11 protein-coding genes (1 of these 11 only partly in view) are annotated in these 26902 nt (G+C 73.5%); 1 reads left to right on the top strand and 10 read right to left on the bottom strand.

All coding sequences use genetic code 11. The features are described 5' to 3' along the window. Positions 1–490 precede the first annotated feature (490 nt). The gene (locus K2F47_RS15025) at positions 491–2347 is read left to right on the top strand and encodes an AfsR/SARP family transcriptional regulator (protein ID WP_242903521.1); all 1857 of its coding nucleotides are present in this window, start codon (positions 491–493) and stop codon (positions 2345–2347) included. Positions 2348–2401: 54 nt separating this feature from the next. Here the strand turns inward: K2F47_RS15025 and K2F47_RS15020 are convergent, their stop codons facing one another. The 10 genes from K2F47_RS15020 to K2F47_RS14975 all read right to left on the bottom strand — a co-directional run. Next, positions 2402–2911 carry a flavin reductase family protein gene (locus tag K2F47_RS15020; protein WP_242903519.1) on the bottom strand — a complete coding sequence of 170 codons (510 nt, stop codon included), beginning with the start codon at positions 2909–2911 and terminating at the stop codon, positions 2402–2404. Next, the gene (locus K2F47_RS15015) at positions 2908–4593 is read right to left on the bottom strand and encodes an MFS transporter (protein WP_242903517.1); all 1686 of its coding nucleotides are present in this window, start codon (positions 4591–4593) and stop codon (positions 2908–2910) included. The genes K2F47_RS15020 and K2F47_RS15015 overlap by 4 nt, the downstream gene beginning before the upstream one ends. Beyond that, positions 4590–5633: a MupA/Atu3671 family FMN-dependent luciferase-like monooxygenase gene (locus K2F47_RS15010; RefSeq protein ID WP_242903515.1), complete on the bottom strand. Its 1044-nt coding sequence runs from the start codon at positions 5631–5633 to the stop codon at positions 4590–4592. Before K2F47_RS15010 ends, K2F47_RS15015 begins: the two co-directional genes overlap by 4 nt. 26 nt (positions 5634–5659) lie before the next feature. Continuing rightward, on the bottom strand, positions 5660–6595 hold the full coding sequence (locus K2F47_RS15005; protein WP_242903514.1) for a TauD/TfdA family dioxygenase: 936 nt from the start codon (positions 6593–6595) through the stop codon (positions 5660–5662). Positions 6596–6634: 39 nt separating this feature from the next. Beyond that, positions 6635–7441: an alpha/beta fold hydrolase gene (locus K2F47_RS15000; RefSeq protein WP_242903512.1), complete on the bottom strand. Its 807-nt coding sequence runs from the start codon at positions 7439–7441 to the stop codon at positions 6635–6637. An 8-nt stretch (positions 7442–7449) separates the two neighbouring features. Continuing rightward, positions 7450–8238, bottom strand: coding sequence for a phytanoyl-CoA dioxygenase family protein (locus K2F47_RS14995; RefSeq protein ID WP_242903510.1), 789 nt, complete (start codon positions 8236–8238; stop codon positions 7450–7452). A gap of 43 nt (positions 8239–8281) precedes the next feature. Continuing rightward, complete coding sequence (locus tag K2F47_RS14990) at positions 8282–8494, bottom strand: MbtH family protein (protein WP_242903508.1); 213 nt, start codon at positions 8492–8494, stop codon at positions 8282–8284. A 97-nt stretch (positions 8495–8591) separates the two neighbouring features. Then, positions 8592–9350, bottom strand: coding sequence for a sulfotransferase-like domain-containing protein (locus K2F47_RS14985; protein ID WP_242903506.1), 759 nt, complete (start codon positions 9348–9350; stop codon positions 8592–8594). Positions 9351–9373: 23 nt separating this feature from the next. Continuing rightward, positions 9374–19618, bottom strand: a complete 10245-nt coding sequence (locus K2F47_RS14980) for a non-ribosomal peptide synthetase (protein ID WP_242903504.1) — start codon at positions 19616–19618, stop codon at positions 9374–9376. Then, on the bottom strand, positions 19618–26902 hold the 3' portion of the coding sequence (locus K2F47_RS14975) for a non-ribosomal peptide synthetase (RefSeq protein ID WP_242903502.1). The gene runs 5252 nt beyond the window's last position; 7285 of the gene's 12537 nt are visible here — the last part of the coding sequence; the start codon falls outside the window, past its right edge; the stop codon is at positions 19618–19620. The genes K2F47_RS14980 and K2F47_RS14975 overlap by 1 nt, the downstream gene beginning before the upstream one ends.

Genomic DNA, 26902 nt, shown 5'->3' with positions numbered 1-26902 from the left:
CGCCGTTCCCCGCCGTGCCCCCGGGTCGTCCCGGTGGGCGGTGCGGGTCGGAACGTCCTGACGTCGCCGGAGCACCGGCGAGGGCTCCGGGGTAGGCGGCCGTGCCCGCCCCTCCCCCGCGCGCTCGGAGGCACGGCGGCTCCCCCGCGGCCGCCTGACCACGACCCAACCTGAAACTCAGAGTTCCAACCGAAACACAACGCACCTGGAACACAGTGCTGACCGGCACGCCGACCGGCACAGTGCTCAGCGCGACACAGCACAGAACAGAACACGACACGAGCCGCGGCAGGACGCGGGCCGCGGCACCGCATGAGGGGTGAAGAAGGCAGAACACGGTGTACGGGGCACCGAAGGCGGTGGCCGGGCGGGGAAGCCGGCCGCCGGTGGACGGAGACGATGGCGCCCGCGCGGACGTCGCCCAGTGTGCGGGCGACGCGGGCGCCGGCTCGGCTCCGTCGGCAGCGACTACTACTGGGGGATATCCAGCGTGGAATTTCGCATTCTCGGCTCCATCGAAGCTCGCCGCGATGGGCGCCTCATCGCGTTGGACGGCGCCAAGCAGAAGACCGTCCTCGCCTCCCTGCTGCTCGCGCGGGAGGGAATCCTTCCCGACGACCGGCTGAGCGCGCTGCTGTGGGGGGAGAACCCTCCCGCGACGTCCAGCGCGCAGATCTACACCTATGTCTCCCGGCTCCGTAAATATCTGGGGTCGGAGGTGAGCATCGCCCGCAAGCCGCCCGGCTACATGATGCGCATCGGCCATTCCGAACTCGACCACGAGCGCTTTCTCCGGCTGTCGGAGGCGGGCGTGGACGACATTGGTAAGACGCGTTACCGCGAGGCGAGCATCCGCTTCCGGGAGGCGCTGTCGCTGTGGCGGGGGCCCGCCCTCGCCAACGTGACCGAGTTCCTCGCCGAGACCGAGCTGCCCCGGCTCGAAGAGGCGCGGATGGCCGTCCTGGAGCACCGCATCGACGCCGACCTCGCGCTCGGCGACCACCTGCGGCTGATCTCCGAGCTGACCGGCCTCGTGTCGGAGTACCCGCTGCGCGAGCGGTTCCGCGGCCAGCTCATGATCGCGCTGTACCGCAGCAGCCGGCAGACCGACGCGCTCGCGGTCTTCCAGGAGGGCCGGCGGATGCTCGCCGAGGAGTACGGCATCGACCCGGGCGCCGCGCTGCTGGACATCCACCAGGCGATCCTGACCAACGACGCCTCGCTCAAGCACGTCCCGGGGGGCGAGCCGGCGCGGGTCACCGGGCCGCGCGACGCCGTCCGGCCCCGGCTGCTGCCGCCCAACGCCGTCGACTTCGCCGGGCGGACCGAGGTCCTGAACGGCCTCCTCGACCTGCTCACCTCGCGCGACAACTCCGCTCCCGCCACGTTCCAGATCACGGGGATGGCGGGGTCGGGCAAGACGGCGCTCGCCGTCCGCGCCGCCTACGCCGTGCGGGACCAGTTCCCCGACGGGCAGCTCTACGGCGACCTCGCCACGGCGGACGGGCGGCCCGTCCCCCCGGCGACCGTGCTGCTGTCGTTCCTGCGCGCGCTCGGCATGTCCGACGCGGAGATCCCGGAGGGGCTCGCCGAGCGGGTCCAGCTGTTCCGGAGCCTCGTCGCCGACCGCCGCGTCCTGGTCGTGCTCGACAACGCCGCCGACGAGACGCAGGTGACGCCGCTGCTGCCGAGCGGCCAGGAGTGCCGGACGATCGTCACCACCCGCCGCGACCTCGCCACCCACGCCTGCGTCCGGACGATCCGGCTGGACACGCTCGGCACCGAGGGCGGCGTCGCGATGCTGAGCCGCATCGTCGGCGAGGAGCGGGTGGCGCGCGACCCCGAGCACGCGCGGCGGCTCGTGGACCTGTGCGGCGCGCACCCGCTGGCGCTGCGCATCCTCGGCTCCCGGCTGTGCGCGAAGCCGCACTGGAGCCTCGCGATGGTGGCGCAGCGGATCGCCGCGTCCGGCAGCAGGCTCGACGAGCTGCGCTACGGGCGGATGGACCTGCGCGCCCGCATCCAGGCCGACTACGACGACCTGGACGAGCGGGCGCGGGAGGCGTTCGCGCTGCTGAGCCTGCTCGACGCCGAGGAGTTCTCCGCGCGGACGGCCTCGCTCGTCCTCGACGTCCCGGAGGACGTCGCCGAGGAGATCGTCGAGTCGCTCGTGGACGCCTGGATGCTCCAGGTCGGGATCTGCCCGCTGACGGGCATGCCGCGCTACCGGTTCCACGGGCTGTACCGGGAGTTCGGCCGGGAGCGCGCGGTCAGCGGCGTCGGCTCGCTGCGCCCGTGCCCGCCGCTCCCCGAGATCGCGGACGTCCGCCTGACGGCCGTCTGTTAAGCCCACCCCCGGCGAAGAACCGGCCAGGTCTCGGTCCTGGCCGGTTCTTCATGTCTAGGGGATGCGCGGGCCGAGGCCGTGGTAGCCGCGGCGGTGGTAGAGCAGCGGCTCCCGCTCCCGGTAGTGCGTGATCGCGGTGACCCGCGCGGTCACGATCAGGTGGTCCCCGGCGGGGACGGCGGCGGCGACCTCGCAGTCGATCGCCGCGATCGCGCCGGTCGCGGCGGGCTGGCCCGCCGGAGACAGCGTCCACTCGACGCGGGTGTGCTTGTCGGGCTCCCGGCTCGCCATCGCGTCCGCGACGGAGCGCTGGTCGCACGACAGGAGGCTGACGCACAGGGCGCCGCCGTCCCCGGCCAGCCCGGGCCAGGTGCGGGACGCCGTCGCGACGCAGAAGCCGACGAGGCGGGGCCGCATCGACACCGAGAAGAAACTGCTGGCGGTCAGCCCGGCGGGACGGCCGCCGCGCAGCCCCGCGATGACGACCAGGCCGCTGGCGACGTGGGACATCACCTCGCGGAACTCGTCGGCGGGGGCGCTCGTCCGGGTCGTCAGGTTGCTCATGTGCGCTCCATGTCACCGGGGGGACGGCGCCGCGGGAGCGGGATGTCGCTCCGCGTGGTGGTCTTGGCCGGGGCGGGGTCTCCCGCGACGCGCTTCTCCTCGGCGGGCTGCTGCTGCGGGCTCATGACCGGGATGTCCCAGCGCGTGGCGTTGGGGTCGGACGGGTCGTGCTGGTTCGGGATGTAGGGCGGCGGCGCGAACGGGTGGGCGGCGCCGAGGTTGGGGAGCTTGAGCGGGATCGTGAGGCTCTCCGCCGACACCGGGACGCGCAGCGTCCGGGCCTGCGTGAGGTAGGTGTCCATCTCCTCGGCCCGCTCCTCGCGGCGGTGCCGTCCCGCGTAGACGGTGAAGGCGGGGTCGCGGGCGCCCGCACGCAGCCCGGGGCTGACGATCGCGATGACGGTCAGGAACAGCATGACGCCGCTGACCGCCCAGATCGTGTGGACCGAGCCGAGGCCCTGGAGCGCGAACCCGGCGCCGAGCGAGCCGAGCGCGGTCGCGCCGAGCACGAGCAGGCCGACGGTGGCGCCCGCCCGGCCCTGCATGTCGGCGGGGGTGACCTTCATCTGGTAGACGGCGCCGACCACGCCGAACAGGGCGGTGACGACGTTGAGCCCGGCGAACACCGCGCCGATCGCCATCGGCGTCCGGGCGAACGCCATCGCGACCATCAGCAGGAACCAGCTGACGTGGACGCCGATGAACAGCGGCCGGATGCCGAACCGCTTCATCAGCCAGTTCGTCGCGGCCGACCCGATGATGCCGCCGATGCTGCTGACCGCCGAGACGGCGCCGACGGTGGCCGGGCCGCGGCCCTCCTCGACGACCAGGATGACCGGGACGCCGAGGCTGATGAACGGGAACAGCGCGCTCGTGATCGAGTACAGCAGGATCGCGATCCGCAGCGTCTTCTGCCGCCAGAGCCAGACGATGCCCTCGCGGATGTCCGACATCAGCGACGGCTTCTTCTGCGGCGCCTTCTGCTGTGCGGCGGGTGCGGCCAGCGCGGGCTGCTGCGGCTTCGGTGGTCGCGCCTCCGGCTTCTTCGCGCGGATGCGCATGATGGCGAGGACGGAGATCAGGTGCGCGAGCGTCGCGACCATGAACGGCACGCCCTTGGCGAGCCCGAAGATGGACGTGCCGAGCGGCCCGCCGACCAGCCCGGCGACGCGGCTGCGGACCTCGTTCTGGGAGAGCGCGTCGGGGAGCTGGCGGCGGTCGACGACCTGGCGGATGATCGCGCGTTCGGCCAGCGTGTAGAAGATGGTCAGCGAGCCGTCCACGAAGACGACCACGACCAGGTGGACCAGGTTGATCGTCCCGGCCAGCAGGACGGGCGGCACGCTGCCGAGCACGAGGAAGCGGCCGAGCGCGCACACGACCATGACGCGCTTGCGGTCCCAGCGGTCGACGAGCGCGCCGGCGGGGAGCTGGAACACGAGGTTCGGGGCGGACGCGGCGAACGCGATGATCCCCGCGTAGGCGGCGCTGCCGGTGGCCCACAGGACCAGCAGCGGATAGGTGACCTGGGCGACCCGGGAGCCGAGGAACGACACCCAGGCGCCGCTCCACAGGAGGCGGTAGTCCCTGTTCTTCCGGAGCGGGCGGAGCCCGTCGCCGCCGCCGCTCCCGCGGGTCGCGCGGGTGCGGCGGCGGGCACCTCGGGTGCTGTCCCTGCTCATCCCCGGGGCAGCACCGAATGGAGCTTGCCGAGATGCTCGAGGCCGGCGAGGGCGGCGAGGCCGTCCACCCCGAAGTCGATCAGGCAGGCCAGCTCGTCCACCCCGATCGCGGCGGCCATCTCGACGACCTCGACGGCCTGCTCGATCGTGCCGAACAGCCCGCCGCTCGGGAAGTAGCGCTCGAAGGCCTTCTCGATGAGGAAGTCGACGTCGTCGGCGTTCATCGTGGACACATCGATCTCGCCGCCGACCAGCGAGGAGGCGAACAGGTGCAGCGAGCTCTTGAGGTAGGCGCGGAACGGCGCGTCGACGTGCCGCCTGACCTGGTCCAGGTCGTCGCCGAGCAGGGTGTGCAGCATCAGCACGACGTGCCCCTGCCAGCCGTCGTGCTCGGCCGCGGCGACCCGCCGGTACTCGGCGATCTTCGCCGCCAGCTCCTCGGGGGACTGCCCGAGGACGTGGGTGAGCACCCCGGCCTTGAGCTTGGCGGCGGCGCGGAAGGTGTCGATGCCGCGCGCGGCCGTCACCCACACGGGCAGCTCGTCCTGGACGGGCGGCGGGTAGGCGCGGACCTCGATGTCCCGGCCGCGCCCGTCGGTCGCGGCGAGGGTCTCGCCGCGCCACAGCTTCCGGACGGTGTGGACCGAGTCGATGACGGTCTGCCGCCGCCCCTCGTAGGCGTCCGGCGCCAGGGCGAAGTCGACCGCGTTCCAGCCGGACGCGAACGCCAGCCCGACCCGCCCGCCGGACAGGTTGTCGACGACCGACCACTCCTCGGCGATGCGCAGCGGGTGGTGCAGCGGCGAGACGACGCTGCCCGCGCGGATCGCGACGTTCTCGGTGATGGCGGCGACGGCGGCGCCGAGCACCGAGGGGTTCGGGTAGGAGCCGCCGAACGGGTGGAAGTGCCGCTCGGGCGTCCACACCGCGGAGAAGCCGTGCACGTCGGCGTAGCGCGCGCCCTCCATCAGGAGGTCGTAGCGCCCGCCGCCGCCGGAGGCGGTGCTGTCGTTGGCGAAGTAGAACAGGCTGAGGTCCATGGGGTCTCCCGCGAGATCGGCGTGGGTCAGGACATCGCGACCAGCACCCGCCGGTCCCCGGTGAACGGGCGGCGACCGTGGCCCACGGCGACGTTGTCGATGATCATCAGGTCGCCGGCGAGCCAGTCGACGTCGACCGCCACGTCGAGCGCCACGTCCCGGACGTGGATCACGTGGTCCGCGGGAATCGGGGTCCCGTCGGCGTAGCTGACCGACTGGGGCAGCTCCTCCGGCGGGAGGATCTCGGCGAGCTCGGCGGCGGTCTCGTCGCCGAGCGCGGCGGGGTGGAACTGGTCGGCCTGGTTGAACCAGACCTCGTCGCCGGTCACCGGGTGCCGGATCGTGGCCGGGCGGTTCTGGACGATCCGCAGCGTGCCGTCGGGCCGCCACTCCCACTCGGCCTCGGTGTCGGCGAGGAACTTCTCCACCTCCTCGCGGCTCTCGGTCTCGAAGGTGGTCTTCCAGCTCAGCCCGAGGCCGAGGCCGTCGTGCAGGTTCTGGGTGTAGCGGACGCCGCCCGCGAACGCGTCGCGGACCTCGGCGTCCAGCGACTCCAGCCAGCGGACGCCGTCCACGACGGGCGTGGCGCCGCCGCTGCCGGGCGTGGTCGTGCAGCAGAACATGAGCCGCGACGGCCACTTGTGCGCGTACGACAGCTCGTTGTGCATCGAGATCGTCAGTTCCTGCGGGTACTCGGTCGAGGTGTAGACGTTGTTCCCGACCTTGGTGCGGGGGGAGGTCCCGTGCAGGTAGGCGAGGCGGCCGGGCAGCAGTTCGTCCATCACCGGTTCGAGGGTGTCCTCGGTGAGCCCGAAGCCGCGGAACACGACCGCCTTCGACTTCACCAGCAGGTCGCCGAAGTCTCCCGATCGGACGTACTCCAGCACGCCGTCCGCGCCGGAAGGCAGGCCCTCCGCGTCCGCGTGGACCTCCAGGGGGAGCCATTCACGGCTTTCGGACATGGGAACATCCTCCATTAACGTAATTGCCTGAATTCGTCGCTACGCGGGCTTGCGGAGGAATTCGATGACGCTCTTGTTGACCGCCTCGGGGTCCTCCAGGTACCCGTAGTGGCCGCAGCCGCCGATCAGCTCGAACGTGGCGCCCGGGATCGTCGCGGCCAGCTCCCGGCCGAGGTGCGGCGGGGTGAGCAGGTCGTCGGCGAACGCGATGACGTGGCAGGGCACGGCGATCGAGCGGTAGGCGGCGAGCCGGTCGGGGATCGGCTCCAGCCCGAGCTGGGCGCGGACGCCGGGCCCGGCGGGCGGCGTCGCCTCGAACACGTCCAGCCAGTCGCGGACGGCCTGCGGGTCGTCCAGCGTGCGCGGCGACAGGTTCTGCGTCGCCCGCACGGCCGCGAGGTAGGACGGCGGCAGCGCCACCCCCGCGTCGTACAGCTCGGCCTCGGCCCGCGCGAGCGCGTCGCGCATCTCGTCGCTGCGGCCCCGGGTCGCCATGAGCACCGCCCGGGACACGAGGTCCGGGCGGGCGAGGGCGAGTTCCTGGACGACGTAGGCGCCCATCGACGTCCCGACCAGGCGGCACGGCCCGAGCTCCAGCGCCTCGATCAGCGCGGCGACGTCGCCGACCAGGTCGTCGACGCCGAACCCGTCCGCGCACTCGTCGCTCGGCGCGATGCCCCGGTTGTCGAGCGTGATCGTCCGGTAGCCCGCGGCGGTGAGCGCCGGGACCTGGTGCAGGTGCCAGGCCCGCGCGCCGCCGCCCGTCCCCATGACCATGACGACGGGGTCGCCGTCGCCGTCGTCGAGGTAGTGGAGCCGGACACCGTTGACCGGGATCAGGGGCATGGGGTGCCTCAGCGCCGTTCGAGCGGGGTGGTGTCGCGGTCCACGAGGAACTCGGGCCGGGTGACGTGCGCGGGCACGTTGTCCACCGCGTTGTAGGTGATCAGGAGCAGGGCCCGCCGGGTGTCGGACGGGTTGTTGGTCGAGGAGTGCAGCAGGCTCGGGTGGAAGGCGACCACGGTGCCCGCCGGGCCGAGCAGCGCGCGGCCCGGGTGGTCACGCTCCAGCTCGGCCGCCCGCGCGTTGTCCACGGTGTAGGTCAGCTTGGCCGACACGTGGTCGCGCCAGTCGCCGCCCTTGGCCGGGGGCACCGCGCCCGGCGACTCGATGATGCCGAGCCGGTGGGTGCCGGGCAGGACGGTCAGCGGCCCGTTGTGCTCGTGGACGTCGTCCAGGAAGATCCCGATGTTGAGCGCGCGGGGCGCCGGCATCCCGTCCTCGTGGTGCCAGAACGGGTAGTCCTGGTGCCAGGGCCATTCCTTGCCCTCGCGGGGCTGCTTGACGTTGACCTTGAACTGGTAGACGTAGACCGGCCCGCCGAGCACGGCCTCGGCGAGGTCGAGCAGCATCGGGTGCCGCACCAGCTCGGCGCACGCGGCGTCGAAGCGGTGGCATCCGTGCAGCGCGCGGACGACGTCGCCGCCCTCCTCGTAGACGACCTCGGGGCGCGTCTCCTTGCTGATCCGGTCGATGCTCGCGCGCAGCTCGTCCACGGTGGCGGTGTCGAGCCGGCCCGCCGCGACGCAGCCGTTCGCCTCGTACTCCGCCACGCTGTCGGCGAGCGCTGTGGGGTGGTTCATCCGCGCCGTCCCTCCGCTGTCCGGCTCGTTCCGCCGCCCGATCTCAGCCACGCTCCATGGCCGCGACGAGGCTCTTCGGACGCATGTCGGTCCAGTTCTCGTTGATGTAGTCGAGGCATTCCTGGCGGCCGGTCTCGGGCAGCGCCACGCTCCAGCCCTCGGGCACCTCGGCGAACGACGGCCACAGCGAGTGCTGCCCCTCGTCGTTGACCAGCACCAGGTACCTGCCGTCCGCGTCCTCGAACGGATTCGTCATTTTCCGCGCTCCTCCCGCGCTCGCACATCACACCGGCGAAGGCATTTTATTCAGCCCGCGCTAGATAATTTCTATATCGCGTCTATTGCGGTTCTTCTCAGACTTTGATCCGGTTTTCAAGCAGATATTCGTAGTGCGGTAGGCACGCGTTCACGGTGCGTTCCGCACTGGCCGGCAGTTCTTGCGTGCGGGGCCGGTAGGGCTCGAATCCCGTCGATTTCCAGACGCGCTCGTAGCAGGAGGCGCCCCAGACGCCGTCGGTCGGGCGCGGGCCGGGCGGCCAGGAGAGCATCCGGTCGGTGAACTCGATCCCGGCGTGCTCGCACAGCGCCCGCAGGACGGCCTCGGGCTCGTTGAGCAGGTCCATCGCGTCCACGACGGGCGGCCGGGCACCGATCTCGGTCAGCTCGTCGAACAGCGTCACCTGCTGCGGGACGCCGATGTCCTCGGGCGTGACCGCCAGCTCCGCGTTCTTGATCGCCGTCTTGACGTAGGACGCGACGACCTGGCGCGGGTCGCGGATCAGGATCACGTTGGTCAGCTCCTTGATCCAGGAGCGGTCCATGCCGGGGAGCAGGTGGTGCGCCATGTGCTTCTGGTAGTAGACGGGGTGCCCGCCCGGGACCGGGCCGAGGAGCTGGTCGACCATCGCCCGCCAGTCGGGCTCGCCCTCGGCGATCACCTTGTCGGCGTCGACGTGGTCGAGGCCGGTGGCGGCGAGGTAGTGGGCGTAGAGCGGCTCGTCCACGACGACGGTGTCCTCGCGGTTCTCCCACGCCCGCATGAACGCGGTGGAGATGTTGCGCGGCCCCGACCATCCGGCGATCCGCACGGGCTCCTTCGTGCCGTCCTTCATGAGGTTTCCTTTCGCGTTTTCGTTCATCGCAGGCGGCGGGACAGCTCGGCGCCGATCCGCTCCACCGACGCGGGGTCGGTCAGCAGGTCCTCGTGGCCCCGGTCGATGTCGTGGCCGTCGATGGCGCCGTCGACGTAGGGCTCCCACAGGTCCCGCCCGAGCGGGCCGGTGGACTCGAAGAACAGCACCTCGCCCTGGTAGCGGTCAGGTGTCGAGTGCCACAGCAGCCGGGCGTTGTTGAGGAACACGTCCTTCATCGCGAACAGCTCGTCCTCGTCGAGGTAGCCCGCCGAGTTGTTCTCCTGCCGCAGGTACTCCAGGTACCGCTCGACGGGGAAGCGGCCCGCCTCCAGGTCGCTCTCGTCGTAGTCGAAGCCGACGGCCTTGAGGATCATCTCCACGACGCTGCGCTCGGTGGGCTCGGGGACGCCCCGGTCCCGCCCGCTCGGGTAGGAGTCGACGAGCGCGAGCAGCTCAACCTCCGCGCCGCGCCGCTGGAGCTCGGTCGCGATCGCGTAGGCGACGTTGCCGCCGAACGACCAGCCGAGTAGCCGGTAGGGGCCCTCGGGCTGGATCTCGCGGATCCGCTCGACGTACCCGGCGGCCATCTCCTCGACGGTGCCGGGCAGGCCGCCGGGGTCGCCGGCGACCGCCTGCAACCCGTACACCGGGTGCTCGGCGCCGAGGTGGTGCAGCAGCACCGAGTAGCACCAGCTCAGCCCGGACGCGGGGTGGACGCAGAACAGCGGCGGGCGCGTCCCGGCCGTCCGCAGCGGCAGCACGACCTGGTAGGAGTCGTAGGCGTGGTCAGCGGTGATCACGTCGGCGAGCCCGGCGGCGGTCGGCGCCTCGAACAGCCGCCGCACCGCGAGCTTCACGCCGAGCGTCGCCTCGACCCGGCGCATCAGCCGCGCGGCGAGCAGCGAGTGGCCGCCGAGCTCGAAGAAGTTGTCCTCGGGCCCGACGTGCTCCAGCCCGAGCGCCTCGGCGAACAGGCCGCAGAGCAGGTCCTCGTGCGGGCTCATCGCAGGGCGTCCCGGGGCGACGTCTTCGGCGGGTTCGGGCAGCGCGCGCCGGTCGAGCTTGCCGCTCGGGGTGAGCGGCAGCGCGTCCAGCTCGACGAACGCGGCCGGGACCATGTAGTCGGGCAGCCGCGCGGCGAGCCCGCCGCGCACGGCGGCGAGGTCGAGGGTCGCACCGGGGCGCGCGACGACGTAGGCGACGAGGCGCGCGGGGGTGCCCGCCGCCGCGACGGCCGCGTCGCCGACGTCCGAGCGCGCGGCGAGCACGGCCTCGATCTCGCCGGGCTCGACCCGGAAGCCGCGGATCTTGAGCTGGTCGTCGGCGCGGCCGAGGAACTCCAGGTCGCCGCCGCGCGTCCAGCGGACGCGGTCGCCCGTCCGGTACATGCGGGCGCCGGGGCCGCCGAACGGCGACGCGACGAAGCGCTCGGCGGTCGTCCCGGGACGGTTCAGGTAGCCGCGCGCGAGCGCGTCGCCCGCGATGTACAGCTCGCCCGCGACGCCGGGCGCGACCGGACGCAGCGCCGCGTCCAGCACGTAGGCGCCCGTGTTCCACATCGGCCGCCCGATCGGCGCGTCCGCGTCGGACTCGGGGTCGACCAGCGCGGTCGTGACCGCGTGGGTCTCGCTCGGGCCGTAGTTGTTGCGGAGCGTCCGGCCGGGGACGGCGCACAGGAACTCCCTGACCTGCGGGGTGAGCCGCAGCGCCTCGCCGCCCTGGCCGATGTCGCGCAGGTCGGGGAGCGTGAGCCCGTCCTCGGCCGCTGCCTCGCACAGCGCGGCGAGCATGACGTTCGGCATCCGGATCTCCTGGACGCGGTGCCGCTCCAGCCAGCCCGCGAGCGCGCGCGGGTCGCGCCGGACGTCCTCGTCCATGATCATCAGGCACTTGCCGCCGGCGAGCGCGGTGAGGATCTCCCGGGCGGAGGAGTCGAAGCCGAGCGCCGCGAACTGCGCGACCCGGGTGCCGGGGCCCTGGCTGTCGGCGTTGTGCCAGGCCACGAGGTTGGCGAGCGCGCCGGAGGTCATGACCACGCCCTTGGGGCGTCCCGTCGAACCCGACGTGTAGATCACGTAGGCCGGGTGGGCGGGGTGGCGGGCGGCGCCGTCCGGCGCGTGCTCGGGGAGCCCGGCGAGCAGGCCGGGGTCGTCGAGCAGCACGCGCGGCAGTCCCTCGGCGGGAAGCGCCGCGTCCGCCGTCGTGACCACGCAGTCGGGCCGGGTGTCGGCGAGCATGAACGCGAGCCGGTCGGCCGGGTAGCCGAGGTCGAGCGGCAGGTAGGCCGCGCCGGTCTTCAGCACGGCCAGCACCGCGACGACCTGGTCGAGGCCGCGCGGCAGCGCGATCGCGACCGCCCGCTCCGGCCCAATGCCCCGGCCGGCCAGCAGGTGCGCGAGCCGGTTGGCGCGAACGTCCAGCTCGGCATAGGTGAGCAGGTCGGTGTCGGTCGCCACGGCCATCGCGTCGGGGGCGGCGGCCACCCGGTCCTCGATCAGCTCGACGGGCAGCCGCGCGGGGACCGGGCGCGCGGTGGCGTTCCAGTCGTGCAGGACGCGGCGGCGCTCGCCCTCGTCCAGCACCTCGATCCGGTCGAGCGGCAGGTCGGGACGCGCGGCGACCTGGGAGAGCAGCCGGACGAGCCGGTCGGTGATCGCCCGCGCGGTCTCGGCGTCGAACAGGTCGGCGCTGTACTCCAGCGTCCCGCCGATGCCGCCCTCGGCCGAGCGCCGCTCCTCGACCACGAACAGCAGGTCGAAGCGGGCCACGCCGGTCGCGGCCGGGTGCCCGGCGACGGTCAGGCCCGGCAGCCGCTGCCCGGAGCCCTCCAGGCCGCGCGCGTCGTTGTTGTTGAACGCGATCATCGTCTGGAACAGCGGGTGCCGCGCCATCGACCGCGCCGGGTTCACGACCTCGACGAGCCGCTCGAACGGCACGTCCTGGTTGGCGAACGCGGCCAGGTCGGTCTCGCGGACCCGGTCGAGCAGCTCGCCGAACGACGGGTTCCCGGACGTGTCGGTGCGCAGCACCAGCGTGTTCACGAAGAACCCGATCAGCTCTTCGAGCGCGTCGTCGGACCGGCCCGCGACCGGCGTGCCGATCGGGACGTCCTCGCCCGCGCCGAGCCGCGACAGCAGCGCCGCCACGCCCGCCTGCACCACCATGAACAGGCTCGCGCGGTGCCGCCGCGCCAGCTCGTTCAGGCCCGCGTGGACGTCGGCGGGCACCTCGAACCGGAGCCGCTCCCCCTGGTGCGACGGCGTCGCCGGGCGGTGCCGGTCGAACGGCAGCGCGAGTTCCTCCGGCAGGTCGGCGAGCGCGTCGCGCCAGTGGGCGAGCTGCGCGGAGACGAGGCTGTCGGGGTCGTCCTCGGAGCCGAGCGTCCGCTGCTGCCAGAGCGTGTAGTCGGCGTACTGGACGGGCAGCGGCGCCCAGGCCGGGGCACCGCCCGCGCAGCGTGCGGTGTAGGCGGTGATCAGGTCGCGGACGGTCAGCGGCATCGACCAGCCGTCGGTCGCGATGTGGTGCGCGACCAGGAGGAGGACGTGGTCGTGCGAGTCGTTCCGGGGGGTGTGGGGGGTCGTCCCCCCACAAGAAGCCGGCGCCGTTTCCACCAGGTGCGCGCGGAGCGGGAGGTCGGTCTCCAGGTCGAACGTGACGCGGGCGGCGCGGCGCAGCTCGGCGTCCAGCTCGTCCTCGGTGGCGGTGGTGACCGTCAGCTCGGGACGCGCCTCGCCCGCGGCGATGATCCGCTGGAAGGGGCCGCCCGCGTCCTCGGCGAAGACCGTCCGGAGGCTCTCGTGCCGGTCGGCGAGGTCGGCGAGCGCGTCGCGCAGCGCGTCCACGTCCAGCGACCCGGTGAGCCGCACCGCGACCGGCTGGTTGTAGGTCGGGTTCGGGCCCTCGATGCGGTGCAGCAGCCACAGCCTGTTCTGCGCGAACGACAGCGGCAGCCGGTCCGGACGGGGGGTCCGGGTCAGCGGGGCGCGCGCGCCGCCCAGCTCGTCGAGCGTGGCGGCCAGCGCGGCGACGGTCGGCGCGTCGAAGATCTGCCGGACCGACACCTCGATCTCCAGCTCGGAGCGGATCCGCCCGGCGAGCCGGGTGACCAGCAGCGAGTGCCCGCCGAGCGCGAAGAAGTCGTCGTCCACCGTGACCCTCGGCAGGCCGAGCACCTCGGCGAACAGGCGGCACAGCACCTCCTCGCCGGGCGTGCGCGGCTCCCGTCCCGACGTGGTCGTCGCGTACTCGGGCGCGGGCAGCGCGGCCCGGTCGAGCTTGCCGTTGGGGGTGAGCGGCAGGCCGTCCAGCAGCACGACCGCCGAGGGCACCATGTACTCGGGCAGCGACAGCCCGACGTGGTCGCGCAGCGCGGCCGGGTCGGGCGCCATGCCCTCGGCCGCGACCGCGTAGCCGACCAGGCGGCGGTCGCCGGGCTGGTCCTCGCGCTCGACGACCACGGCGCGCGAGACGCGGGGGTGCGCGGTGAGCACGGCCTCGATCTCGCCGGGCTCGATCCGGAACCCGCGCACCTTGACCTGGTGGTCGACGCGGCCGAGGTACTGGAGCTCGCCGTCGCGGGTCCAGCGGACGCGGTCGCCGGTGCGGTACATCCGCTCCCCCGGCCCGCCGAGCGGGTCGGCGACGAACCGCTCCGCCGTCAGGCCGGACCGGTTCAGGTAGCCGCGCGCGAGCCCGCCGCCCGCCAGGTACAGCTCGCCGACGACGCCGGGCGGGACGGGACGCAGCCGCGCGTCCAGCACGTACCCGCGGGTGTTGTCGATCGGCCGCCCGATCGGCGGCGTGCCGGTGACCGGCCCGTCGCAGTACCAGGCCGCCGCGTACACGGTCGCCTCGGTCGGGCCGTAGATGTTCGCGATCCGGGACGCGCCGACCGCCGCGCGAATCTCGGCCGCCGCCTTGCCCGACAGCGCCTCGCCCGCGAGCACGGCGCAGTCGGCCGTCGTGTCGAGCAGCCCGCCCGCGATCAGCTCAGCGAACGCCGACGGGACGCCGCTGACCAGCGTCGCCATCCGCGGACGCCCGGACAGCGCGAGCAGGTCCGCCTCGATCTCCACGGTCCCGCCCGACAGCAGCGGGCCGAAGATCTCGAACACCGACACGTCGAAGTTGAGCGAGGTCGTCGCGAGCACGTGCCCGAGCCGTCCGCCGAACTCGGCGGCGGCCCACGCGGCCAGCTCCCCGACGCTGCGCTGCTCGACCACGACGCCCTTGGGACGTCCCGTGGAGCCGGACGTGAAGATCGCGTAGGCGGGGTGGGCGGGCAGGAGTTCCGCGCTCCGCTCGGGCGCGTCGGCGGACTCGGCGGCGATGGCGGACGCGACGTCCGGGTCGTCCAGGACGAGGCCGCCGCCCTCCACCAGCCCGGCCGTCGCGCGCGCCGTCAGCACCAGCACGGGGTCGGCGTCGGCCAGCATGAACGCGATCCGGTCGGCCGGGTAGCCCGGGTCGACCGGCAGGTACGCGCCACCGGCCTTGAGGATCGCCAGCAGCGCCACGACCGCCTCGTGCGAACGCGGCATCGCCACCGCCACGAACCGTTCCGGCGCGACGCCCCGCGCCACCAGGTGGCGGGCGAGACGGTTGGCGCGCGCGTCCAGGTCGGCGTAGGTCAGCGACGTGTCGCCGTGCACCAGCGCGACCGCGTCCGGGGTCGCGGCGGCCTGCCGCTCGAACAGCTCGGCGATGGTCGCTTCCGGCACCGGACGCGCCGTGTCGTTCCACTCGACCAGCACGCGGTCGCGGGTGGCGCCGTCCAGCAGCGTCAGGTCGCCGACCGGGGTGTCGGGCGCTTCGGCCGCCGACTCCAGGACGCGGACGAGGCCGTCGGCGATCGCCCGCGCGGTCTCGGGGTCGAACAGGTCCGACCCGTACTCCAGGTGGCCCTTCACCCCGGCGGGCAAGCCGTCGGCGGCGTAGGCGTCGCCGAGCGCGAACAGCAGGTCGAACCGGGCGCCGCTGGCCCCGACCGGCTGGGACGCGACGCTCAGCCCCGGCAGCCGGACGGTCCCGCCCATCGTCGCCTGCTGGTCCACGTTGTTGAAGGCGATCATGGTCTGGAACAGCGGGTGCCGCGCCATCGACCGCGCCGGGTTCAGCACCTCGACCAGCCGCTCGAACGGGACGTCCTGGTGGGCGTAGGCGGCCAGGTCGCTCTCGCGGACGCGGTCCACGAGGTCGGCGAACGTCGGGTTCCCGGACACGTCGGTGCGCAGCACCAGCGTGTTCACGAAGAACCCGATGAGGTCTTCGAGGGCGTCGTCGGTGCGTCCCGCGACCGGGGTGCCGATCGGGACGTCCTCCCCGCCGCCGAGGCGCGACAGCAGCGCCGCCACTCCCGCCTGGACGACCATGAACAGGCTCGCCTGCCGGGCCTGCGCCAGCTCCACCAGGCGCCGGTGCAGGTCGGCCGGGAGCGTGACCGGGGTGGTCCCGCCCTGGTAGGTCGGCATCGGCGGGCGCGGCCGGTCGGCCGGGAGCGTCAGCTCCGCCGGGAGGTCGGCGAGCGCGTCCCGCCAGAACGCCACCTGCCTCGACACGACGCTGTCCGGGTCGTCCTCGGACCCGAGCAGGTCGCGCTGCCACAGCGTGAAGTCGGCGTACTGCACCGGCAGCGGCTCCCAGCCGGGCGCCCGCCCGGCCGTCCGCGCGGTGTAGGCGGTCGTCAGGTCGCGGATCATGACCGGCGCCGACCAGCCGCCGTCGCTCGCGATGTGGTGCGCGACCAGCAGCAGCACGTGCTCGTCGGGGCCCAGCTCGAACAGCCACGCGCGCAGCGGGATCTCCGCCGCCAGCTCAAACGGCTGGCCCGCCGCGCGCTCCAGGTCGCGGTCGAGGAATTCCTCGGTCGTCCGCGCCACCACCAGCTCGGGCCGGGCGCCCTCCAGCACGACCTGGTGCAGGCCCTCGGCGTCCTCGGCGAACACCGTGCGGAGGGTCTCGTGCCGCTGGACGAGGTCGCCGAGCGCGGCCTGGAGCGCGGCGCGGTCCAGCGCGCCCGACAGCCGCAGCGCCGTCGGGACGTTATAGACGGGGCTCGGGCCTTCGAGCTGCTGGAGGAACCACAGGCGGCGCTGCGCGAACGACACCGGGAGCCGGGCCGGACGCGGGCCCGCGACGATGCCCTCGCGCGCGCCGCCGGAGGTCTCCAGCACGTCCGCGAGGCCCGCGACGGTCGGCGTCTCGAACAGCCGCCGCATGGGCAGCTCGACGTCCAGCGTCGACCGGATCCGGCTCATCAGCCGCAGCGCCATCAGCGAGTGCCCGCCGCGCTGGAAGAAGTCGTCGTCGATCGAGACCTTCGGCAGGCCCAGCACCTCGGCGAACAGCCCGCACAGGATCTCCTCGCGCGGGGACCTCGGCTCGCGTCCGGCCTTGACCATGCCGAACTCGGGCTCGGGCAGGGCCTTGCGGTCGATCTTTCCGTTGGGGGTGAGCGGCAGTTCGTCCAGCTCGACGAACGCCGACGGCACCATGTAGGGCGGGAGCGCAGCGCCGAGGTGGCGGCGCAGCTCCTGCTCGTCCACGGGTTCCTTCTCCGGGACGACGTAGGCGACGAGACGGGAGGCGCCGACGCCGTCCTCGCGCGCGACCACGACGACGCGGGAGACCTGCGGGTGGGTCGCCAGGACGGTTTCGATCTCGCCGAGTTCGATGCGGAATCCGCGGATCTTGACCTGGTGGTCGAGGCGTCCGAGGTACTCCAGTTCGCCGGTGCTGGTCCAGCGGGCCAGGTCGCCGGTGCGGTACATGCGCTTGCCGGACGTCCCGAACGGGCAGGCGACGAACCGTTCCGCGCTGAGGGCGGGACGGTTGAGGTAGCCGTGGGCCAGGCCGTCGCCCGCGATGTACAGCTCGCCTGCAACACCGGGCGCGACCGGGGACAGGCCCGCGTCCAGCACGTAGACCTGCGTGTTGCCGATCGGGCGACCGATGGAGAAGTCCGAGGACTCGACCTCGTCGGCCGTGGACCAGATCGTCGTCTCGGTCGGGCCGTACAGGTTGGTCACCGAACGCCCGGCCTTCGCGAGTTGGCCAGCCAGGTCGGACGGCAGCGCCTCACCGCCCACCAGCACCCGGACATCGGAGAACGCCGAGACATCGTGCTCGACGAGCGCACGCCACAGGCCCGGAGTCGCCTGCAACGCCGTCACGCCATGGCGGGCGATCAGCTCGACCAACTCGCCGGGGTCGGCGGCTTGGTCGCCGGTCGCCAACACGACACCGGCACCGGTGGTCAGCGGCAGGAACAACTCCAGACCCGCGATGTCGAACCCGACCGTCGTCACGGCCAAGAGCCGATCCCCGGCGTCCAAACCGAACCGGTCCTGCATCGAGGCGAGGAAGTTCGTCAACGCGCCATGCGGGATCACCACGCCCTTGGGACGACCCGTCGAACCCGACGTGAAGATCACGTACGCGGGCTGGGACGCGTCGATCTCCGGCAGCGCGACCTCGACCGCCTCGCGCGATTCCCCCATTGACAGGTGCGGAACGCCCGGCACTGCGTCGCGAGTCGAGTCGTCCACCAGAGCCAGAACCGGCGACGCGTCCTCAATCATGAACGCGATCCGGTCGGACGGATACGAGGTGTCGATCGGAACGAACGCTGCCCCAGACCGCATCACGGCCAGCAACGCGACTACCAGTTCAACTGAACGCGGCAGAGCCACCGCGACCAGATCACCAGCACCGACGCCCCGGCTCACCAGAACCCGAGCCAACGCGTCCACCCGAGCGTTCAGCTCGGCATACGTCAGCTCGTCCTCGCCGCACACCAGCGCGACGCCCTCGCCGCGTCCGGCCAGCAAAGACGGCACCGAACCAGGCGCCACCTCCAAGGCCGTGGCGTTCCAGGCGGACAGGATCTGCTCGCGCTCGGCCGCGCCCAGGACGTCGATCTTCGACACGCGCAGCTCGGGTGCCTCGGCGACCGCCGCGAGGACGCGGCGGAAGCGCTCCACCAGCACCTCGGCGGACGAGCGGTCGAACAGGTCGGTGCTGTAGACGCAGGCCCCGGCGAGCCCGAGGGGCTTGCCGGAGGCGTCGAAGCGCTCCTCCAGGCTGAGCGACAGGTCGAAGCGCGCGGTGCCGGTCTCGGCGGGGTGTCCGGCGACGGTGAGCCCGCCGAGCCGGGACGCGGCGTTCTCGGCGGCCGAGCGGTCGTTGTTGTTCCAGGTCAGCATGGTCTGGAACAGCGGGTGCCGGCCCATGGAGCGGGTCGGGTTCAGCTCCTCCACGAGCCGTTCGAACGGGGTCTCCTGGTTCGCGTAGGCGTCCAGGCTGTAGTCGCGGACGCGGTCGAGGAGGTCCAGGAACGCGGGGTCGCCCGACAGGTCGGTGCGCATGACGAGCGTGTTGACGAACAGGCCGACGAGGTCCTCCATGGCCTCGTCGGTGCGGCCCGCGACCGGCGTGCCGATCGGGACGTCCTCGCCCGCGCCGAGCCGGTTGAGCAGCACCGCGAGCGCGGCCTGCACGACCATGTAGACGCTGGAGCGCCGCTCGCGCGCCAGGTCGTGCAGCCGGACGTGCACCTCGGCGGGGACGTTGAAGGCGAGCACGTCGCCCCGGTAGGACGGCTCGGCCGGGCGCGGCCGGTCGTAGGGCAGGTCGAGTTCCTCGGGGAGCCCGGCGAGCGCCCGCATCCAGAACGCGAGCTGTCCGGAGATCTCGCTCTCGGGGTCGTCGGGGGAACCGAGGACCTCGCGCTGCCAGAGCGTGTAGTCGGCGTACTGCACCGGCAGCGGCTCCCAGCCGGGCGCGGCGCCCGACAGCCGGGCCGCGTACGCGGTCATCAGGTCGCGGGCCAGCAGCGGCATCGACCAGCCGTCCCCGGCGATGTGGTGCACGAGGACGAGCAGCACGTGTTCGTCCGGCCCGGTCTCGAACAGCGTGGCCCGCAGCGGGATCTCCGCCGTGAGGTCGAAGCCGTGCCGGGCGGCCCGGCCGAGGTCGGCGTCGATCCGGTCGGGCGTGCTGCGGACCTCGGCCAGTTCCGGCTGGACGCCGTCCAGGATGACCTGTTCGGGGCCCTCGCCCTTGTCGGCGACGAGCGTCCGCAGGCTCTCGTGCCGTTCGGCGAGGTCGCCGAGCGCGGCCCGGAGCGCGGCGCGGTCCAGGGCGCCGGTCAGCCGCATCGCGGTCGGGAGGTTGTACAGGGGACTGGGGCCCTCCAGCTGGTGGAGGAACCAGAGCCGCTCCTGGGCGTAGGAAAGGGGGATCATCAGCTCTCCTTGTTCCTGGGCATCCGCCGGAGCGCCGGACGGGCCTTGGCCGGACGGTCGAGCCGTCCCGCCAGCCCGGCCACGGTCGGGGCCTCGAAGAAGCCGCGAACGCTGATCTCCTGGCCCAATGTGGAGCGGATCCGGCTCACCAGCCGCAGCGCGAGCAGGGAGTGTCCGCCGAGTACGAAGAAGTCGTCGTCGATGGAGACCTTGGGCAGGCCGAGGATGTCGGCGAACAGCCCGCAGAGGATCTCCTCGCGCTCGGTGCGGGGCGCGCGGCCCTGCCCGGCGGTGCCGAGTTCCGGTTCGGGCAGCGCCTTGCGGTCGATCTTTCCGTTGGGGGTGAGCGGCAGTTCGTCCAGCTCGACGAACGCCGACGGCACCATGTACGCGGGGAGCGTGCCGCCGAGGTGGCGGCGGAGGTCCTGCACGTCCACCGGCCCGCCGGACGGGACGAGGTAGGCGACGAGGCGGGCGGTGCCCGCGCCGTCGTCCCGGGCGACCACCACGACCCGCGACACCCCGGGGTGCCCGGCGAGGACCGATTCGATCTCGCCGAGTTCGATCCGGAATCCGCGGATCTTGACCTGGTGGTCGACGCGGCCGAGGTACTCCAGCTCGCCCTCCGCCGTCCAGCGGACGAGGTCGCCGGTGCGGTACATCCGCTCGCCGCCCGCTCCGAACGGGCAGGCCACGAACCGTTCCGCGGACAGCGCCGGACGGTTGAGGTAGCCGCGCGCCAGCCCGTCGCCCGCGATGTACAGCTCGCCAGCGACGCCCGGCGCGACCGGGGACAGGCCCGCGTCGAGCACGTAGACCTGCGTGTTGCCGATCGGGCGGCCGATCCGCGCGTCCGGGGACGTCACGTCGGCGGCTGTGGACCAGATCGTCGTCTCGGTCGGGCCGTACAGGTTCGTCACCGAGCGTCCGGCCCCGGCCAGCTCCCCGGCGAGGTCCGGTGGCAGCGCCTCGCCGCCGACCAGCACCCGGACGCCGGAGAACGCCGCCGCGTCGTGCTCGACCAGCGCCCGCCACAGCCCCGGCGTCGCCTGCAAGGCCGTGACGCCGTGCCGGGCGACCAGCGCGGTCAGCTCGGCGGGGTCGGCGGCCTGGTCGCCGGTCGCCAGCACCACACCGGCGCCGGTGACCAGCGGCAGGAACAGCTCCAGGCCCGCGATGTCGAACCCGACCGTCGTGACCGCCAACAGCCGGTCGCGCGCGTCCAGGCCGAAGCGGTCCTGCATGGACGACAGGAAGTTCGCCAGCGCCCGGTGCGGGATCACCACGCCCTTGGGACGGCCCGTCGACCCGGACGTGTAGATCACGTAGGCCGGGTCCAGGTCGGACACCTCGGGCAGCGCGACCTCGGGTGCCTCGGGAGCCTCGCCGACGACCAGCGCCGGGACGCCCGGCACCGCGTCGCGGGTCCGGTCGGCGACCAGGGCCAGCGCCGGCGCCGCGTCCTCGACCATGAACGCGATCCGGTCGGCGGGGTAGGCGGTGTCGAGCGGGACGAACGCCGCCCCGGCCCGCATCACCGCGAGCAGCGCCACCACCAGCTCGGCCGAGCGCGGCAGCGCGACCGCGACCAGGTCACCGGAGCCGACGCCGCGTCCGACCAGGACCCGGGCCAGCGCGTCGACCCGGGCGTGGAGGTCGGCGTACGAGAGCTGCTCGCCGCCGCACACCAGCGCCGTCTCGCCGGGGGCGTCGGTGGCCCGCTCCTCGAACCAGACCGGCACCGAGCCGGGCGCGACGGCCGCCGCCGTGGCGTTCCAGCCCGACACGACCCGCTCGCGCTCGGCCGCGTCGAGGACGTCGACGTCCGACACGCGCAGCTCGGGCGTCTCGGCGACCGCGACGAGCACGCGGCGGAACCGCTCCACCAGCGTCTCGACGGACGTCCGGTCGAACAGGTCCGTGCTGTAGATGCACGCTCCGGCGAGGCCGAGGGGCTTGCCGGAGGCGTCGAAGCGCTCCTCCAGGCTGAACGACAGGTCGACCTTGGCGGCGCCGGTGCGGGTGCCCTCGCGGGCGGCGGACAGCCCCGACAGCGCGTCCTCCTCCGCCTGGGCGTCGCTGCTCCAGGTCAGCATGGTCTGGAACAGCGGGTGCCGGGACATCGACCGCGCCGGGTTCAGCTCCTCGACGAGCCGCTCGAACGGCACGTCCTGGTTGGCGTAGGCGGCGAGGTCGACCTCGCGCGTCCGGCGCACCAGCTCGCGGAACGTCGGGTCGCCGGACAGGTCGCCGCGCAGCACGAGCGTGTTCACGAAGAACCCGATCAGGTCCTCGACGGCCGCGTCGGTGCGGCCCGCGACCGGCGTACCGATCGGGACGTCCTCGCCCGCGCCGAGCCGGTTCAGCAGCACCGACAGCGCCGCCTGCACGACCATGAACACGCTGGCCCTGTCGTCGCGGGCGAGGTCGGTCAGCCGCGCGTGGACGTCGGCGGGGACGTCGAACGGGATCGCCTCGCCCCGGTAGGACGCCGTCGCCGGACGCGGCCGGTCGGTGGGGATCGCCAGCTCCTCCGGGAGTCCGGCGAGGGCCGTCCGCCAGTGGTCGAGCTGCTCCGAGACGAGCGCGTCGTCCTCGCCGAGGAGGTCGTGCTGCCAGAGCGTGTAGTCGGCGTACTGGACGGGCAGCGGCGCCCAGTCCGGCTCCGCTCCTTCCCGGCGGGCCGTGTAGGCGGCGGTCAGGTCGCGCGACAGCAGCCGCATGGACCAGCCGTCGCCCGCGATGTGGTGGACGAGCAGCAGCAGGACGTTCTCGCCGGGCGCCGCTTCGCACAGCCACGCGCGGAACGGGATCTCGGTCGCGAGGTCGAATCCGTGGCGGGCGGCCTCGTCGAGTTCGGCGAGGTCGTCCAGGACGGTCAGGTCCGGGCGCGTGCCGCTGGGGAGGATCACCTGGTAGGCGCCCTCGGCGTCCTCGGCGAAGACCGTCCGGAGCACCTCGTGGCGGTCGACGACGTCGGTCAGCGCCGCCCTCAGCGCCTCGCGGTCGAGGTCGCCCTCCAGCCGGACCGCGACCGGGAGGTTGTAGGTCGGGCTCGGCCCCTCCATCTGGTGCAGGAACCACAGGCGGCGCTGCGCGAACGACAGCGGCACCCGCTCAGGACGCTCCACGGCCGACACGCCCGCACGGGCGCCACCGGCCGAGGTCAGGACCCCCGACAGGCCCGCGACCGTCGGCGACTGGAAGACCTCTCGAACCTCCAGTTCCACGCCGAGCACCGACCGGACCCGGCTCACCAGCCGCGTCGCCAGCAGCGAGTGCCCGCCCAGCGCGAAGAAGTCGTCGTCGATGGAGACGGCGGGCACGCCGAGCAGCTCGGCGAAGATCCCGCAGAGGATCTCCTCCTGCGGCGAGCGCGGACGGCGCCCGTCGCGGGAACCGGCCGGGTCGGGGACGGGCAGCGCGGCCCGGTCCAGCTTGCCGTTGGGGGTGAGCGGCAGGTCGTCCAGCGGCACGAAGACCGGCGGGACCATGTAGTCCGGCAGCGCCGCCGCCAGGTGGTCGCGCAGCCCGTCCGGCACGGACGGGACGACGTAGGCGACGAGCCGCTGGTCGTGCACGAGCACCGCCGCCCGGGCGACCTCCGGGTGCCCGGCCAGGACGTTCTCGATCTCGCCCGGCTCGATCCGGAACCCGCGCAGCTTGACCTGCTGGTCGGCGCGGCCGAGGTACTCCAGCTCGCCGCCGGCGTTCCAGCGGGCGAGGTCGCCGGTCCGGTACATGCGCTCACCGGCGGAGCCGAACGGGCAGGCCACGAACCGCTCGGCCGACAGGCCCGGACGGTTCAGGTAGCCGCGCGCCAGCGACGCGCCCGCGATGTACAGCTCGCCCGCGACGCCCGGTGCCACCGGGCGCAGCCCCTCGTCCAGCACGTACACGCGGGTGTTGGCGATGGGGCGGCCGATCGGCGGGGTGGACGGCCAGTCCGCCGGGTCCTCGGGCAGCGTGGTCGCGGTGACCACGTGGGTCTCGGCGGGGCCGTAGTGGTTGTGGAGCCTGCGGCCCGGCGTCCGTGCGAACAGCTCGCGCAGCGGCGCGTTGAGCGTGAGGGCCTCGCCCGCCTGCGCGATGTGCGCCAGGGTCGGGAGCTCCTCCCCCACGTCGGCGAGCGCGTCGATGACGAGGTTGGGCGCGAACAGCTCCTCGATCCGGTGGTCGCGGATCCAGGCGGCGAGGTCCTCGGGGCTGCGGCGGGTGTCCTCGGGGCAGACGACCAGGCGTCCGCCGCCCGCCAGCGTGCCGAGGATCTCCTGCACGGACACGTCGAAGCTCACGGCGGTGAACTGCGCGGCCGTCCCGGCGGGCACCGCACCGCCGTGCCAGGCCAGCAGGTTCAGCAGCGAACCGGCGGGCATGACGATGCCCTTCGGGCGTCCCGTGGACCCGGACGTGTAGATCACGTACGCCGGGTGCTCGGGGGAACGCGACACGCCCTCGGGCGCGGTGGCCGGGTGGGCCGTGAGGTCCAGTTCGTCCAGCCGCAGGACGGGGGCGCCGTCGAACGGGACGTCGCGGTCGGCGACGACCAGCGCGGGCGCGGCGTCCCCCAGCATGAACGCGATCCGGTCCGCCGGGTACTCGGGGTCGACCGGCAGGTACGCGGCGCCCGCCTTCAGCACCGCGAGCAGCGTGACGACCAGCTCGGGCGAGCGCGGCAGCGCGACAGCGACGAACCGCTCCGGCCCGGCGCCGTGGCCGATCAGCAGGTGCGCGAGCCGGTTGGCGCGCGCGTCCAGCTCGGCGTAGGTCAGCGCCGTGTCGCCGTCCTCGACCGCGACGGCGTCCGGGGTGGCGGCGGCGTGCCGCTCGACCAGCCCGGCGAGCGACCCGGCGGCCACCTCACGGGCGGTGTCGTTCCAGGCGAGCAGGACGCGGCGCCGCTCGTCGTCGTCCAGGACGTCGATGTCGCCGATCCGGCGGGACGGGTCGTCCGCGACGGCGGCGAGCAGCCGCAGCAGGCGGCCGGTGAGCGCCTCCGCCGTGCCGTGCTCGAACAGGTCGGCGCTGTACTCGACGGCGCCGGTCAGCCCGGCCGGGGCGCCGTCCTCGTCGTGCAGGTCGACCAGCGCGAACATCAGGTCGAAGCGGGCGACGCCCGCGCCGACCGGCGTCCCGGCGATGGTCAGCCCGGGAAGCTCGGTGGCGCCGCGCGGCGCGGCGCTCTGGTCGTTGTTGTTGAACGCCAGCATGACCTGGAACAGCGGGTGCCGCGCCATCGACCGGACGGGGTTGAGCACCTCCACGAGCCGCTCGAACGGGACGTCCTGGTGCGCGTACGCGGCCAGGTCGCTCTCGCGGACGCGGTCGAGCAGGTCGGCGAACGTCGGGTCGCCCGCCGTGTCGGTGCGCAGCACGAGCGTGTTCACGAAGAACCCGACGAGGTCGTCGAGGGCCTCGTCGGCGCGTCCGGCGACGGGCGTGCCGATCGGCAGGTCCGTGCCCGCGCCCATCCGGGTCAGCAGCGCCGCGACGGCGGCGTGCACGACCATGAACACGCTGGCGTTGCGCTCCCTGGCGACCGCGGCGAGCCGCGCGTGCACGTCCGCGGGGACGTCGAAGCGCACCCGGCCGCCCCGGTGGGACGCCTCGGCGGGACGCGGCCGGTCGGCGGGCAGCGCCAGCTCCTCCGGAATCCCGGCGAGGTTCTCGCTCCAGAACGCGAGCTGCCGGGAGATCGGGCTTTCCGGGTCGGTCTCGGAGCCGAGGCTCTCGTCCTGCCAGAGGGTGTAGTCGGCGTACTGGACGGGCAGCGGCGTCCACACCGGCGCGGCGCCGGTGCGGCGGGCAGCGAACGCGGTGGTCAGGTCGCGGGCCAGCAGCGGCATCGACCAGCCGTCGCTGGAGATGTGGTGCACGAGGACCAGCAGCACGTGCTCCTGCGGGCCCAGTTCGAACAGCCACACCCGCGCGGGGATCTCGGCGGCGAGGTCGAACGGGTGCCGGGCCGCCTGGCCGAGGGCGTCGTCCAGCTCGTCCTCGGTGATCTTCTGGATCACCGGGCGGAGGCGGGCCCGCTCGGGCGGCAGCACCTTCTGGTGGGGACCGTCGTCGTCCTCGGCGAAGACGGTCCGGAGGCTCTCGTGCCGGACGGCGACGTCGTCGAGCGCGGCGAACAGCGCGTCGCGGTCGAGGTCGCCGGTCAGCCGCAGTGCCGCCGGGATGTTGTAGGCGGGGCTCGGCCCCTCCAGCTTGCCGAGGAACCACAGCCGCCGCTGCGCGTAGGAGAGCGGGACGCGGTCCGGGCGCGGCCCGGCGACCAGGCGCGGGCGGTCCTCGCCCGCGCCGTCCAGCGCGGCGGCGAGGCCCGCCACCGTCGGCGTCTGGAACACCTGGCGGATCGCGAGGTCCCAGCCGAAGGCCTTCCGGACCCGGCTGACCAGCCGGATCGCGAGCAGCGAGTGCCCGCCGAGCGCGAAGAAGTCGTCGTCCGGGCCGACCTGCGGGACGCCGAGGATGTCGGCGAACAGCCCGCACAGGATCTCCTCGCGCGGGCTGCGCGGCCGCCGTCCGGCGTCGCCGGTGAGGTCTTCCGGTGCGGGCAGCGCGGCGCGGTCGAGCTTGCCGTTGGCGTTCAGCGGCAGGTCGGCGACCGCGACGACGACGGCGGGCGTCATGTAGTCGGGCAGGAACGCGGCGGCGTGCGCGCGCACGGCCGCCGGGTCGAGCCGCGCGCCGGACGCGGGCACGACGTAGCCGACCAGGCGCTGGTCGCCGTGCTCGGGCTCGCGGACCACGGCGGCGGCGCGCGCCACGTCCGGGTGCCCGGTCAGCGCCGACTCGATCTCGCCCAGTTCGATGCGGAAGCCGCGTAGCTGGACCTGGTCGTCGGCGCGGCCGAGGAACTCGATGTTCCCGTCCGCGCGGAACCGCGCGAGGTCGCCGGTGCGGTACATGCGGGTGCCGGGCGCGCCGAACGGGTCGGCGACGAACCGCTCCGCCGACAGGCCGGGCCGGTTCAGGTAGCCGCGCGCCAGCGACGCGCCCGCGACGTACAGCTCGCCGCGCACGCCGGGCGGGACGGGGCGGAGCGCCGCGTCCAGGACGTAGGCGCGGACGTTGTCGAACGGGCGGCCGATCGGGACGGGTCCGGCCGCGACCTTCTCGCCCGGCTCGATCCGGTATTCGAGGCAGTTGACGGTCGCCTCGGTCGGGCCGTAGGCGTTGACGACGGCGACGCCGGGGTTGCGGTCGCGCCAGTCCGCCAGCGCCTCGCCGATCAGCGCCTCGCCGCCGAGCACCAGCGTGTCCGAGGGCCCGGCGGTG

This window comes from Actinomadura terrae (assembly GCF_022751215.1).
In the GTDB taxonomy this organism is placed as follows: domain Bacteria; phylum Actinomycetota; class Actinomycetes; order Streptosporangiales; family Streptosporangiaceae; genus Spirillospora; species Spirillospora terrae.
This window is presented reverse-complemented; position numbering and strand designations above follow the sequence as displayed.

Coding starts and splice junctions, on each gene's coding strand:
- K2F47_RS15015 (WP_242903517.1), bottom strand. CDS start 4,593: ATGAGCAGGGACAGCACCCGAGGTGCCCGCCGCCGCACCCGCGCGACC.
- K2F47_RS15010 (WP_242903515.1), bottom strand. CDS start 5,633: ATGGACCTCAGCCTGTTCTACTTCGCCAACGACAGCACCGCCTCCGGC.
- K2F47_RS15000 (WP_242903512.1), bottom strand. CDS start 7,441: ATGCCCCTGATCCCGGTCAACGGTGTCCGGCTCCACTACCTCGACGAC.
- K2F47_RS14985 (WP_242903506.1), bottom strand. CDS start 9,350: ATGAAGGACGGCACGAAGGAGCCCGTGCGGATCGCCGGATGGTCGGGG.
- K2F47_RS14980 (WP_242903504.1), bottom strand. CDS start 19,618: ATGATCCCCCTTTCCTACGCCCAGGAGCGGCTCTGGTTCCTCCACCAG.
- K2F47_RS15020 (WP_242903519.1), bottom strand. CDS start 2,911: ATGAGCAACCTGACGACCCGGACGAGCGCCCCCGCCGACGAGTTCCGC.
- K2F47_RS15005 (WP_242903514.1), bottom strand. CDS start 6,595: ATGTCCGAAAGCCGTGAATGGCTCCCCCTGGAGGTCCACGCGGACGCG.
- K2F47_RS14990 (WP_242903508.1), bottom strand. CDS start 8,494: ATGACGAATCCGTTCGAGGACGCGGACGGCAGGTACCTGGTGCTGGTC.
- K2F47_RS14995 (WP_242903510.1), bottom strand. CDS start 8,238: ATGAACCACCCCACAGCGCTCGCCGACAGCGTGGCGGAGTACGAGGCG.